Origin of the sequence: Methylobacterium sp. GXF4, from assembly GCF_000272495.1 — a bacterium.
In the GTDB taxonomy this organism is placed as follows: domain Bacteria; phylum Pseudomonadota; class Alphaproteobacteria; order Rhizobiales; family Beijerinckiaceae; genus Methylobacterium; species Methylobacterium brachiatum.
In genome coordinates, this window is the sequence record NZ_AKFK01000061.1 from 276,504 (window position 1) to 288,655 (window position 12,152).

General features: G+C 69.5%; 13 protein-coding genes. 4 read left to right on the top strand and 9 right to left on the bottom strand.

The features are described from left to right. Nucleotides 1-67 precede the first annotated feature (67 nt). Nucleotides 68-466, top strand: a complete 399-nt coding sequence (locus WYO_RS15615; RefSeq protein ID WP_039903007.1) for a DUF305 domain-containing protein — start codon at nucleotides 68-70, stop codon at nucleotides 464-466. Between the two features lie 362 nt (nucleotides 467-828). On the opposite strand, the gene WYO_RS30955 is transcribed toward WYO_RS15615, so the two are convergent. The 8 genes from WYO_RS30955 to WYO_RS15650 form a co-directional block, all read right to left on the bottom strand. Beyond that, entirely contained in the window at nucleotides 829-1,011 is a 183-nt protein-coding gene (locus WYO_RS30955) for a hypothetical protein (RefSeq protein WP_128755014.1), read from the bottom strand. 258 nt (nucleotides 1,012-1,269) lie between these two features. Then, entirely contained in the window at nucleotides 1,270-2,901 is a 1,632-nt protein-coding gene (locus tag WYO_RS15620) for a hypothetical protein (RefSeq protein ID WP_007564134.1), read from the bottom strand. An 89-nt stretch (nucleotides 2,902-2,990) separates the two neighbouring features. Then, entirely contained in the window at nucleotides 2,991-3,761 is a 771-nt protein-coding gene (locus WYO_RS15625; protein ID WP_007564136.1) for a GNAT family N-acetyltransferase, read from the bottom strand. Nucleotides 3,762-3,830: 69 nt separating this feature from the next. Beyond that, on the bottom strand, nucleotides 3,831-4,541 hold the full coding sequence (locus WYO_RS15630; RefSeq protein ID WP_193375348.1) for a transglycosylase SLT domain-containing protein: 711 nt from the start codon (nucleotides 4,539-4,541) through the stop codon (nucleotides 3,831-3,833). Nucleotides 4,542-4,570: 29 nt separating this feature from the next. Further along, nucleotides 4,571-5,293 carry a copper-binding protein gene (locus WYO_RS15635; protein WP_007564140.1) on the bottom strand — a complete coding sequence of 241 codons (723 nt, stop codon included), beginning with the start codon at nucleotides 5,291-5,293 and terminating at the stop codon, nucleotides 4,571-4,573. A 168-nt stretch (nucleotides 5,294-5,461) separates the two neighbouring features. Beyond that, entirely contained in the window at nucleotides 5,462-6,880 is a 1,419-nt protein-coding gene (locus WYO_RS15640; protein WP_007564142.1) for a copper oxidase, read from the bottom strand. A gap of 41 nt (nucleotides 6,881-6,921) precedes the next feature. After that, complete coding sequence (locus WYO_RS15645; RefSeq protein ID WP_007564144.1) at nucleotides 6,922-8,454, bottom strand: TolC family protein; 1,533 nt, start codon at nucleotides 8,452-8,454, stop codon at nucleotides 6,922-6,924. A 47-nt stretch (nucleotides 8,455-8,501) separates the two neighbouring features. After that, nucleotides 8,502-8,798, bottom strand: a complete 297-nt coding sequence (locus WYO_RS15650) for a hypothetical protein (protein ID WP_007564146.1) — start codon at nucleotides 8,796-8,798, stop codon at nucleotides 8,502-8,504. 207 nt (nucleotides 8,799-9,005) lie between these two features. Here WYO_RS15650 and WYO_RS31590 point away from each other — a divergent pair, with 207 nt between their 5' ends. Continuing rightward, complete coding sequence (locus WYO_RS31590) at nucleotides 9,006-9,407, top strand: hypothetical protein (protein WP_165486557.1); 402 nt, start codon at nucleotides 9,006-9,008, stop codon at nucleotides 9,405-9,407. A gap of 233 nt (nucleotides 9,408-9,640) precedes the next feature. Here WYO_RS31590 and WYO_RS15655 read toward each other — a convergent pair whose 3' ends face one another. Continuing rightward, nucleotides 9,641-10,252, bottom strand: coding sequence for a DUF2231 domain-containing protein (locus WYO_RS15655; protein WP_007564148.1), 612 nt, complete (start codon nucleotides 10,250-10,252; stop codon nucleotides 9,641-9,643). A gap of 522 nt (nucleotides 10,253-10,774) precedes the next feature. Between WYO_RS15655 and WYO_RS15660 the strand changes: the two genes are divergently transcribed. Together WYO_RS15660 and WYO_RS15665 are read left to right on the top strand one after the other, a co-directional pair. Beyond that, nucleotides 10,775-11,329: a sigma-70 family RNA polymerase sigma factor gene (locus WYO_RS15660; RefSeq protein ID WP_039903061.1), complete on the top strand. Its 555-nt coding sequence runs from the start codon at nucleotides 10,775-10,777 to the stop codon at nucleotides 11,327-11,329. After that, nucleotides 11,326-11,976 carry a DUF1109 domain-containing protein gene (locus WYO_RS15665; RefSeq protein ID WP_007564152.1) on the top strand — a complete coding sequence of 217 codons (651 nt, stop codon included), beginning with the start codon at nucleotides 11,326-11,328 and terminating at the stop codon, nucleotides 11,974-11,976. Before WYO_RS15660 ends, WYO_RS15665 begins: the two co-directional genes overlap by 4 nt. Nucleotides 11,977-12,152: the final 176 nt, after the last annotated feature.

The following is a 12,152-nucleotide window of genomic DNA, read 5'->3' on the forward strand; positions in this document are numbered from 1 at the left end:
GGGACATGCCGAACCTTCTCGATCGTGCGGGGTTTAGCGCTGGTCATCCACGATAGCGAGAGCCCTCATGATCCCGATGCGAACCGCGCTGCTTGCCCTTCTTCTGTCGGCCTCGAGCCTCGTTCCAGCCGTGGCCCAGCAGGGTCAGGGCGGATCGATGTCGGACATGAAAGGCATGGACATGAGCAAAGGGTCGGACATGAAGAACATGACGCCCATGCAGAAGGAGTCCATGGCCGCCATGGACAAGATGAACAAGGCGATGATGGACGCGATGATGGAGTCCGATCCGGATCTCGCTTGGCTGCGAAGCATGGCGGCCCACCATCAGGGGGCGGTCGACATGTCCGAGATCGCGCTCAAGCACATCAAGGATGAGGATGTGCGCAAGGAAGCGCGCAAGACCATGGAGGAGAATGAAAAGAGCATAAAAGAAGTCAAGATGAAGATCAAGAAGGAGAAATAGGGCTGCTGCTATTCATACTATGATGCCGATGAGATTTGGGCACGAAACATCTTCGCTTTGGCAGCTCAGATGAAGTGGCACGGCAGTTCTGGTTTTGCGCGAAGATGTTCGCGTAAGGCCCTGATCTCCGATCGGGAGCTGCAGACGTGGCGGCGATCGCTTGAGACGACCACGGGGCCGCTCAGGACAGTCCCAAGGCCTCGCAGGAAGGCCTCGGAGGTCCTGAGCGTGACGCCGTGCACCTCGCTCCGAAGCCGGTTGTACAGAGGAGCAGAAGGAACTGGCGTATTCGTCCGCTGAGGCGCTGAGTTCATTCGGGTGATCGGTCGCGGAAGATCCGTAATCGAGCGGGAACAGGGTCTCTAATCCAGAAAGGCGTATACTTGCAGGCAGCTGTAAATCGCCCCGAGAACACCCAGCATCAGCATGAAGCGATAGAAATCTCGCGCGGCTTTGCGCGCGACGAACGCACGGACGCGCCGGCGTTTGCCCGGCCGCTTCGGGCCGCCGGTCGCACCCTGCAGTCGCATGAGTTTCTTGCTCACGTTCGTCTCCCTTCCCACGGCTTTTTGCCACCTGAAGGCGGACCGTCTTTCACGAGCGCCGCGGAGAGCACCGGAAACACGGGCAGCCCCGCCGAGAGCCTCAGCCTCCTCCCATGATCCGGCTGGTTCGTGCCTCGATGGTGCGGATCCGGGCCACGTGCTCGGCCCAGAGCCGCGCCGTGACCGCGGTGAGCCCCGTTTGACGCTTCGCTGGTCTCTCCGTGGCAGAGGCCGCGCTGTTGCGTCCAGAGCCCGGCGTCAGCTCGGGCAGCGTGGCGGCCAGCGGCGGCCCCATCGCGGCCAGCTGATCGCGCGCTCTCCGGCAGTAGGCGATGGCGCGGCGGGCATTACGACGAGCGTCGGCAGGGTTGTCGATACGAGGCTGCCGCTCTCGACCCTGGTGAGCGGGCGTCGCAACTCTGCGCGCGCACGCATCGGGAAGGCGATCGGCAGGAAGCCCGGCGTCGCGACCAGGGCCGTCATCATCGCGCGCCCGGGCATCTGCGCCGCCGTCGGTACCTGATGAGGAGTGAGGCCGGACCGTTCGTGGTCGTGGGGACGCACGGCGTCAGATCCCGCCCCCTCGGCGGCCTCTCGCGCCACGTTCGGCCTCGCGCCGCCCGGTTCGACGGCGGCGGGATGCCCGAGGGCCCGCGTGACCTCCGCGAAACGTGCGTTCGCGTCGGACCAGTCCTGGGCGAAGTCGAACAGCTCCCGAAGCGCGGGTGCGATCTCCTTGTAGGCCGCGAGCGCCGCGACCAGCGCCCCCAGGGAGAGACGTCCTTGGACGACCAGGTAGCCGCCGATCACGAAGAAGAAGAATGGCGTGAGGTTGGAGGTGTAGTTGTACAGGCTCTTAATGCCGCCCTTCATGTTGTTGATCGCGACGCGCACCCGTTCGAGTTCCTCGACGTGCATCATCCCCTGCCGCAGGTCCGATGCGGCGGGCCCGGGCTCGGCGGCGCGTGAGGGATGTCCCGACGGGGGGCCGCGCATCGGTGCGGTGACGAGCGCGCCCAGCGTTCGCGTCGCGAGGACGCGCTGCCGGACCTTCAGGTTCACGCGCTTCTGGAGGCGGGGCAGGATCGTGAGCTGCACCGGAAGCATGATGAGCGCGGCGAGGCCGAGGGCGACGTCCTGGAGCAGGAGGAAGGCGACGCTCGTGAGGAGCACCCCGCCCTGCACGATCGGAACGGCGACGAGGCTGCCCCCGAAGTAGCCGATGGGCTCGACCTCCTGCACCGCCACAGCCGCGAGGACGGTGCGGCGGTCGTCCGTCCGCTCCGTGCGCGCGCGCCGCAGGACGGCCAGGCGCAGGCGGCGCACGATGCGCTCGTTCACACGTCCGCGCACACGGTTCGCGGCGTACTTCACGAGCCCGTTCAAGGTGAGGACGGCGAAATAGCTGGCGCACAGCGCGAACAGGAGTTCCGTGCGGCCGAGCGGGAGACCCAGGAACGTCATGCCGGGATGCCCGTCGTTCCGGGTGCCGGCGAGCGTATGGTTGATGATGTGCTTGGGGATCTCAAGGATGAGCCAGGCCGCCGGCAGCGTCGCGATGGATAGGAGGAGCAGGCGAACCTGGATGCCCAGGGTGGCACCGAGCACGTACGTCTCCAGGCGACGGCCCGAGAGACTGCCCCCGCCCCGGAGCCGCCACCCGAGCGACGGGACGGCTCGGGAAGGCTGCGCGGATCTTGCCGCCCCCGACTGGGTCGCCTTCGACCTGCCGTACCGACGCAGCATCGCGCGGGTCGCCAGCCACGCGGTCCAGACGGGCGCGACGATGAAGATGAGCACGGCATCGGTCACGACCCACCAGTGGCCGTGCGGATAATCGAGACCCGTGATCCTGTGGATCAGCGCGTGGATGGTGTCGATTGCCGTCACGAAACTGGTTGGCCTCTGTACCGAGGGATGGATGTGCGGAGGTGCGCCGAACGGTCAGGACGGGCTCGGCCGAGCGTCGGTGGTCGCGATCAGCCTTGCCCGGTCGAGCCGGCGCCGTCCCGATCACCGACCGTTGCGGTCCCGCCTTCCGGTGCCGGCAGGACCCCCGGAGCGGCCGGCGCCGCGACGGGATCGAACCGAACGGTCCGAAAGAGCCCGAAGCCGAACTGCCGCTTTGTTCGGATCGACCAAGGGGTGAGCCCCGCCCGTTCCACACCCTTGAGCGAGGCGTGGTTGTCCGCGTCGACGAAGGCCACGAGATATCGCTTGCCGAGGGCCGAGGCGCGTTCGGCGATCAGGTGTATGGCGGCTGCCATGACGCCCAGGCCGCGATAGCCGACGGGCGTGAAGGCGTTCTCCAGCATGGCCTCGTCGTCCGCCAGCGCCGGCAGGGCGCCGGCCCGTCGGACGGCCTCGCTGTATCCCCGCTCGGTCAGCCACTGAATATGGCAGGGCCGCCCCGACCTCTCGTCCACGGCCACGAAGCAGCGGCTCGGCAGGGCGCCGTACGCGGCGGCGCGCAGTCGCCACTCGACGTCGACCAGTTCGCTTTGAGCCGACGCGTCGCCCCCGGCGGGAAAGAGGAGCGGGAGGTCTTCTTGTCGGAAGGGACGTAAGGAGACCGGGATCCTGGCCTTGGGCGCGCTGACGGCGACCGAAAGATCCCGCCTCAACCCTATCGAGACCCGGCTGTCGTAAGGACCCAGGGCGACGCGCCGCGCGATTTTCGCGCGCAGCAGCGTCAAGCCGCGACCGAGGGAGCCATCGGCCACCGCATGCGGATAGGGCTTGAACGTCATGGCCGGTTCCCTCTCACCGCCACGGCCACGACGGGGCGGTGACGGGGAACGCTTCCCGCGCGGCTTGCATCAACCACCCCGCATGATCCTGTCGCTGCGCGCCTCGACCGCCCGGACCCGCGCGACGTGCTCGGCCCAGAACCGGTTCACGAGGCCCGCGAGCGCCGGTCGCATCGACCGCGCCGCCGGAGCGGGGACCCGGGAGGCGACGGACGCGGGCGGCACAGCTCCGGGGACCGGCGCCGCGGCGAGCGGGGAACCCATCGCGGCCAATCGGTCGCGGGCGCGTCGACAGTAATCGAGCGAGCGCGGCGTCAGGCGGTCCTGCCCGTGGCCGGCGCGGTACTTGGCCAGGGCGCGGCAGAGATCCCCGCCGGCGAGCCTCCAGGCCTCGGCGAGGTAGGCCACGCCGAAACGTGCGTTCGTGGCCGGATCCAGGAGCTCAGCGGCCGGTCCACGATGGCCGAGCATCGCGGCCGTCGCCGGCCGGACCTGCATCAGCCCGAGTTCGCCGACCGATCCCACGGCTCCGGCGTTGTAACCGCTCTCGACATAGGCGACCGCGTCGGCGAGCGCCGGCGGCAGCCCGCGTGACGTCGCCTCCCGGGTGAGGATCTCGGCGTAGGGTGTAGGTCCAGGGGGGGGCGCACCGCCATTCGTGGTCGGAACGTCCCGATGGGGCGAAGCCGCCGCGGCGGCTGCCTGTTCCGCAGCCGGAGCCGAGCCGGCGACCATCACCGCACCGACAAAGATGCCGGGGATGCAGGGCGCTGCCGTCATGGCCCACCAGCGGTGCCGCCCGCCGGCCATCACCGCGCCTTCTGGATCCGCGTGATGGCGATGGAGCCGTTGATCCGGTCCGCTGAGAACCGCACCTTCTCGCCGGGCTTGAACCCCTTGAGCAGAGCCGGATCCTGAACCTTGTACGCCATCGTCATGGCGTCCATGTCGATGTTCGGGATGCGCTCGTGGTCGAGCGTCACCTTGCCGGCGGCCTCGTCGATCTTCTGCACCGTTCCGCTCACGAGCGGCGTGTTCGCCGGGGCGGCGGACGCAGCCGGGGCCGGCGCAGCCGGTGCGGTGTCGGGCTGAGCAGGCGGCTGTCCGGCTCCCGCTTGCGCCTGCCGGTCGAGAGGGCCCGTGCCGGACGCGGCCTCGTTCGGCTGCGCTTGGTAATCCGGCTGCTGGCGCCGTACCTGCCACTTCTTGAGCGCATCGATCCGGGGCTGTTGCTCGTCCTGGATCTTCTCGGCGATCTCGCGCAACTGGCGGTCCCCGCCATAGTTGAGCTGCGCCTTGGCCAGGAACAGCGTCTCCTCGAAGCTCGCGACCAGGAGTGCGGCGAAATCCTTGTCCGGATCGCCCGTCAGCTTCGTATTCTTGAAGCGGTCCGACATCACACTACGCACCCGCTCGAACTCCCCGGCCGCGCCCCGCGCAGGCTGGGCCTGTGCCGCGCGCTCGAGCGCGAACGGCGCTGCTGCCATCAGGAGGGCCGTCGTGAGGGTAGCCAGGGCGATCGTGCGCTTCATGCTTGTCTCCGTATGGCAAAGAACGCTGCGCGAGCGGGTCCGTGAGGGGTTGAGACCCTGACCCGCGCAGCGCCTTCGAACGGGCGAACCCGTCCGAACTCCTGTCGGTGGGGCGGGGGACGAGACCTCACACCCGCCGGCTCGCTCACGGGCGTGCCTATCCGAGGCTCAGTGCTCGTGCCCGCCCGCGTTCGACGCCGTGCGGCGCGTGCGCGGATCGACGACGTGCAGGTCGGTCTGCCGGGCGCGCTTGTCCTTTGGGGTCTTCGGATCGCGCTTCGGCTCGGCCAGCGGCTCGCCGGTCCACTCGTAGGCCAGCGTGCCCGGCGGGTGCTGGTACCAACCCGGGTCGCGGTAATCGTTGGCGGCAAGACCGGCCCGTACCTTCATCACCGTGAACATCCCGCCCATCTCCACGGACCCGAACGGGCCCGCGCCGGTCATCATCGGCAGGGTGTTCTCAGGCAGCGGCATCTCCATCTCGGACATCATGCCGCCGCCCGCCGAACCCATCGGCATGTAGCCGGGGGCGATCTTCTGGATCTGCTTGGCCGTGCTCTTCAGGTTCACGCCGATGTAGGTCCGGACCGAGTGGCCCATGGCGTTCATGGTGTGGTGCGACTTGTGGCAGTGCATCGCCCAGTCGCCGAGCGCGTCGGCGTTGAACTCGATGGCGCGCATCTGACCCACGGCCACGTCGACCGACACCTCGGGCCATTGGCGGTTCTCGTCGATCCAGCCGCCGTCCGTGCCGGTGACGTGGAAGTCCACCCCGTGGACGTGGATCGGGTGGTTGGTCATGGTCAGGTTGCCGAAGCGCATCCGGACCTTGTCGCCCTGGCGCACCACGACCGGGTCGATGCCCGGCCACACGCGGCTGTTGAAGCACCACATGTTCATGTCGAGCATCGTATTGACCTTGGGCACGTAGGCGCCGGCCTCGATGTCGTAGGCGTTCAGCAGCCAGACGAAGTCGCGGTCGACCCGCCGCTCGGCCGGATCGCGCGGATGCACGACGAAGAAGCCCATCATGCCCATCGCCATCTGGATCATCTCGTCCGAGTGCGGGTGGTACATGAAGGTACCGGAGCGCCTGAGGATGAACTCGTAGACGAAGGTCTTGCCCGGCGGGATGCCGGGCTGGTTGAGCCCGGCGACCCCGTCCATGCCGTTGGGTAGCGTCTGCCCGTGCCAGTGCACGGCGGTCGCCTCCGGCAGGCGGTTGGTGACGAAGATGCGGACCTTGTCGCCCTCGACCGCCTCGATGGTCGGTCCCGGCGACTGGCCGTTGTAGCCCCAGAGCCGCGCGTCCATGCCGGGCGCCATCTCGCGCACGACCGGCTCGGCGATGAGGTGGAACTCCTTCCAGTCGCCGCGCATGCGCCACGGCAGCGTCCAGCCGTTGAGCGTCACCACCGGCTGGTAGTCCGGCCCGCTCGTCGGATAGAGCGGCGGCTGCATGGTCGCCTTGTCCATGATCGGGGCCTCGGGCAGGCCCGCGGCCTGGACGCGCCCGCTGATCATCGACGTGCCGGCGAGCACGAGGCCGCCCGCTCCCAGGATCCCTCTGCGCGAGATGTCGGTCATGGTTTCCCTCCGAATGTCATGGGCGGCGCGGGCCCCCGACCTCAGCCGCCGGGCGTCGCGACGGCGAGGCTCGTGCCCGGGGTGCCCCCGGCGGCCTCGCCGCCGAAGTTGCCCCCCGAGAACCCGCCGCCGACGGTCGCCGCCTTGAGGTCGGTCGCCGCGATCCAGAAGTCGCGCTGCGCCTCGATCGCCTGGATGTTGCTCAGGATCCTGGCCCGGGCGTCGACGATCAGCGTCGTGACGTCCAGCAGCATGCCGCTGTACTGGAGCAGCGCCTGGTCCTGGATCGTCCGCCGCAGGGGCAGGACGCTCGTCTGGTAATGCCGAGTGATGTCGTACTGGCCGCGATAGCGCTGGTAAGCCTCGCGCACCTCGGAGCGGGCGTTGACCGCGCGCTCGGCGAGGCGGTTGGCGCTGGCGAGGTAGCTTTCCTGCGCCCCCCGGACAGCGGTGGCCCCGAAGTCGTAGATCGGGATGACGAGATCCGCCGAGAACCCGTTCAGGCTGGCCTTGTCGACCTTCGGGGCACCGCCCTCGCCCCCCGCGGTCCTCGACCGCGAGAACCGGTTCGCGAAGCCCGCATCGAAGACGCTGACGAAGCCGCTGGCCTGGTTCAGCCCGAACTGCCCCACGAGCGATTGCAGCTCGAAGCGGGCTGCCTGCACGTCGGCCCGCTTGATCATCGCCTCGGCCTCGATGGCGTGCCCGTCGACGAGCCTCCCGGGCAGGGGCGGCAGGCCGTTGGGCAGGCGGAAATCGATGTCCCGCCCCCAGAGACCGAGCAGTCGGGTCAGCCGCTCCCGTTCGGCGCGTTGCTGCACCCGCGCCTTAGCGAGCTGCGCGCCCAACTCGCTGTAGAAGGCGTGCTCGCGCGCCTGTTCCAGCTTGTTCAGAGCCCCCGTCTCGCCCAGCTGCTTGGCCAGCGTCGAGGCGGATTCCGCGCCGGCCAGCGCCTGTTCGAGGAAGGCGGTCGCCTGGTTGGCCGCGACGGTACGGTAGAATTGCCGGCGCGCCTCGCCCCCGAGCCGCAGGACCTGCTCCGCCGCGTTGTACTGGTCGGCCGTGAACCGCTGCCGCGCGATCTCGGCGCGCACCGGGAGCGTAGCCAACTCCAGCACGCTGGCGGCGACGGAGCGCTCGATCTCCGTGTTGAAACCCAATCCCCATTGCGTGATCGAGAGGCGCGGCGAGGGCGGCAGCGTGGCCTGCACGTACTGCGCCTCGGAGACGCCGAGGTCGTTGAAGGCGGCCTGCAAGCCCCGGTTCCTCAGGAGCGCGACCTGCACCGCGCCGTCGGCGGTCAAGGGACGGCGCAGCAACGCGTCCACGCGGGCGTCCGCGCTCGGCGCGACGCCCTGGTCGTCCGCCTTCACGATGTCCTTGCGCAGTTCAAGCGCCGCGTAGCCGCCGGCCACGGAGAGGCCCGCGTCCGGCGAGAAGCTCGCGCAGCCTGCCAAGGCGAGGCCGAGGCCGGTGATGCTCGCGGCCACGCGCACGAACCGCCCCCGGACGGCCTCGTCCGGCGGTCGCGCGCTCGTACCGGCGTGTCCCGGCGCGGTCGTCGTGCCACTCATGCCCGGTAGTCCGGCGCCGCCGCCCGTTTGGTTACAGCGACGGGCCATCACCGGCCCCCCGAATCGCGCTTGCCGCCCATGCCGGGCATCCCGTCCATGCCCGGCATGCCCCCCGTACCGCCGGACCCGGCCTTCGGCGCGACCTGGCGATTGAGCTCGCGCCAATCCTTTGGGTCGACGACGCCGAAATCCTTCACGCCCTGCGTCACCTTCGCGTAGCGGGGCGGCCGGACCGGGATGTCCGGCTCCGAGGGCAGGACGAGCCCGGCGGGAACGGCGGCGGGCATGCAGCCGGCGAGCGGCAGGACCGCCGCGAGCGCGGCCGGTCTCGGCAACTTGAACATCTTGGATTTCCCGAGGTGAGGCGGACGGCCGAAGGCAGGCCCAGGCGTGGCACGGGCCGCGGGTCGAGCGGCGACGGCGTCGCGCCCGGCGAAGGCGTCGGCTCGTTGTGGGTGTGCGAGGCCGTCCTGTCGGAGCGGCCGAGGGCGGGCGCTAGATCCGCCCGCGCGTCACGCTTGGCGCCTCGGCGGCCGCTCGATCCGTAGCGGATGCGCGTCGACGGCCCCGTCCACCTGGACGATCAGGACCCGCTCGGACGGATGAAATTCCAGGGTGATGCTCGCCCATGGCAGGGTGGGAAGCGCGGCTTGGCACGCGAGCGGGCAGCAGGTAGCCGGGCAGGGAGGATGTTTGGGGCGATGCCGATGGCCGGGGCATCCTTCGTCGGCGGCCGCAGCCGGCAAGGCGAGGGAAGTCCCCCGTATCCCAGCCTCGTCCGGCTTGTTCTGGCTGCCCAAGGTGCCGGCGGCGTGCGCGAGATGCGTCGCCGCGGCGGCGGCTATGTGCCGGTGAGCCGTCGACTGCCGGCCCATGGTGCACGGCGCTGCCGGCGCGATGGCCAAGGCCAAGGCGAGTACGGCAAGCAGCAATGCGCGCACGACTTTCACTGATCAGGGCCCCTGCCTAATCTTCGCGGACATTCTCACGCCGGGGTGGAAGCTGCAATCCGTGGTGCTCGACCGATGTCCCACAAACTCAGCGTGTTGGAAGTTCGCCACATGCCGGTGTCGACGGCGAAGCCGCACTCGGCGGATTGACCGCCACACCGGTGCCAGGACCCCCGCCGCGTTCATGCGACGGGCGCTTGGGGGTACCCGGGACGGGTATCACCGCGGCCCGTCCGTCAATGAGCGTGTTCGTGCGGTGCGGAGGGGGCGTCCGGCGCCGGGCGCGTCTCTACCTTGCCCGCGGCGGCATCGGGCGTGTTTGGGGCGTCCGCGGTCTCGTGGTCGTGGCCGTGCTCGTGGGGATGGCCGCCGCTTGCGGGGTGGACGTGGTCGCCCGATCTCGGGAGCGCCATGACGCCCAGGCCGTAACGGTAGACGTTCTCGCCGCCGAGCCAGCCCGTGACCACGAGGGCCCCGGAACCTCCGGCGAGGAGCGCCAGCAGCACGACGCCCGCGCCTGCGACCTTCCGGCGCTCCAGCCAGGCGACGCCGGCGGCGGCGAGGAACACGAGCGCGGTGGCGATGGCCCAGCGAAGGTGGACGGTCATGTTCGCGTGCGAGGCCGCGTCGTGGGCGACGGTGTTGTACGCCGACCAACCCGTGGCGAGGGTCGCGACCGTGACGGCCGCGCCGATTGCGAGGTTCCATCGGGCGGCGGCCGTGAGCGCGCCACCCGATGCCGCTTTCCTGAACAGGGTCCCCGCGGCGAAGAGGACGCTGGCCGTGATGAGGAGGGCGACCGTGAAATGGACCGCGACCGGATGCCAGTTCGGTATCACCTCGATCATGATCATGCTCCTAGGGAAACGTCGATGGCGGGACGGGCCGGCTTCTTGCCCGGACCGCCCCCGGTGAGGGGAAAAGCGATGGCGCCGAACGCCCGCTCCGGGACGAATCCGCCGTCGTCCCCGGATCGGAGACCGCCCTCTCGGCGGCGCTCTCGGCAGGCCTTTCCATGCGAAGGGAGAGCGCGGGCGGCGAGGCTCCGGAGGCTTCCCGCCCGGCGCGTGGCGTTGGGTCCGGCTGGGTCTAAGATCGGGGCATAGGCTTGGCAATTATGGGCGGCACATGCCTACGCTCCCGGGCATGCCGCGAGCGCTGTAACGTTTCGGCGGCCGCTTGCGGATTGTTCTCCGAGCGGCGCGGCCGATCATACGTCGCCTTCGGCCGACGAGCCTCAGGGCGCGGATCGCCGTACGACACGCTCCTGCAGGATGGTGCTGCGGTCGTGAGGACACGGTGGGGTGGCGGAACATGCGACGTATCTCTGGCATCCGCTCAGCGGCTACGAACCGGCCCGCCTAGTCCCGGTGCTGCAGGTGGAAGAGGAACTGCGCGCGCTGCTTATCGCCAGCCTTGCGGGCAGCGCGGCCGACTACCGGCGCTTCCTGGGGCGGCTCGGGTCGCACCTGCGCGCGTATTACAAAGGCAAACTGGCTCGCTCCGGCCGTACCGACACCGAGGCGGAGGATCTCGTCCAGGAGACGCTGATGGTGATCCATGTGCGGCGGCACACCTATGACGTCACGCAACCGGTGACGCCGTGGATCCACGCCATCGCCCGCTACAAGCTCATCGACCATTTTCGGCGTACGCGTACGGCCGCGGCCGACGTCCCTGTCGAGGATGCCGGCGTGCTGGTGGCTCGCGACGATCATGTCGCGGCGGAGAGTTCGCTCGACGTCGAGCGCCTCCTGGCGCACCTACCGCCCAAGATGAGGAACGCGATCCTCTCGACGAAGGTCGAGGGCCTGAGCGCCGCCGAGGCGGCCGAACGTGCCGGGATGTCCGAGACCGCGATTAAGGTGAGCGTCCACCGCGGCCTGAAGACCCTGGCCAATCTCGTGGGAGGCAAGGCGAGATGAAGACCGACGAACTCATCGGCCTGCTGGGCGCCAGCTTCGAGCGCGAACCGGTCGGGGCCCCCTGGATGACCCGCCGGCTCGCGCTGGCGGTCGCGGTCGGCGCGACGGCCGCGCTGTGCCTGGCGCTGGCGTTTCTGGGCTTGCGTCCCGGCCTGACCGAGGTCCGGCCGCTCCTGTTCCTCGCGTTCAAGTTCTCGTTTGCGGCCGCGGTCGGGGGTCTCGCGCTCCGGTATCTCGTCAGGGCGGCCAGGCCCGGCGGCGAGAGCCGCGTCCATCTCGGGGTCGCCGCCTTGCCGTTCCTCGTGGTCGCGGCGCTGGCGTGCGTGAGCCTGTTGATGGCGCCGACCGAACATTGGCACGGCATGGTATCCGGTCACACCTGGCTCGAATGCCTCATCTCGATCCCCGTGATCGCCGTCGTGCCGTTCGCCGTCGTCACGTGGGCGGTTCGACGGTTCGGAGCGCCGACGGATCTCGTGCGGGCGGGTGCCCTGGTCGGCCTCTCCGCGGGAGCCGTGAGCGCGCTCGGCTATTCGCTGCACTGCATGGACGATACCGTACCGTTCGTCGCCGTATGGTACGGGGGGACGATCGCGATGTGCACGCTCGTCGGAGCGCTCCTGGGACCGCGCCTCCTTCGCTGGTAGCGAGCCGGTTCGGAACATCCTCCGGATCGCCTGCCGGGGTTCGAGGGGCGACGCGACGGCTTGGGGGCCTGTCGCCGGCCGACGCTTCATGTCACGGGCCTCGTCGCGGTAACGCCGCGGATGGGATCCGGCACGACGACTGGCCTGACCCTCCCACCCGCGGCGTTACCGCGACG

Coding starts and splice junctions, on each gene's coding strand:
- WYO_RS15625 (WP_007564136.1), bottom strand. CDS start 3,761: ATGACGTTCAAGCCCTATCCGCATGCGGTGGCCGATGGCTCCCTCGGT.
- WYO_RS15640 (WP_007564142.1), bottom strand. CDS start 6,880: ATGACCGACATCTCGCGCAGAGGGATCCTGGGAGCGGGCGGCCTCGTG.
- WYO_RS31590 (WP_165486557.1), top strand. CDS start 9,006: ATGCGCGTCGACGGCCCCGTCCACCTGGACGATCAGGACCCGCTCGGA.
- WYO_RS15650 (WP_007564146.1), bottom strand. CDS start 8,798: ATGTTCAAGTTGCCGAGACCGGCCGCGCTCGCGGCGGTCCTGCCGCTC.
- WYO_RS15615 (WP_039903007.1), top strand. CDS start 68: ATGATCCCGATGCGAACCGCGCTGCTTGCCCTTCTTCTGTCGGCCTCG.
- WYO_RS15645 (WP_007564144.1), bottom strand. CDS start 8,454: ATGAGTGGCACGACGACCGCGCCGGGACACGCCGGTACGAGCGCGCGA.
- WYO_RS15655 (WP_007564148.1), bottom strand. CDS start 10,252: ATGATCGAGGTGATACCGAACTGGCATCCGGTCGCGGTCCATTTCACG.
- WYO_RS15630 (WP_193375348.1), bottom strand. CDS start 4,541: ATGACGGCAGCGCCCTGCATCCCCGGCATCTTTGTCGGTGCGGTGATG.
- WYO_RS15665 (WP_007564152.1), top strand. CDS start 11,326: ATGAAGACCGACGAACTCATCGGCCTGCTGGGCGCCAGCTTCGAGCGC.
- WYO_RS15635 (WP_007564140.1), bottom strand. CDS start 5,293: ATGAAGCGCACGATCGCCCTGGCTACCCTCACGACGGCCCTCCTGATG.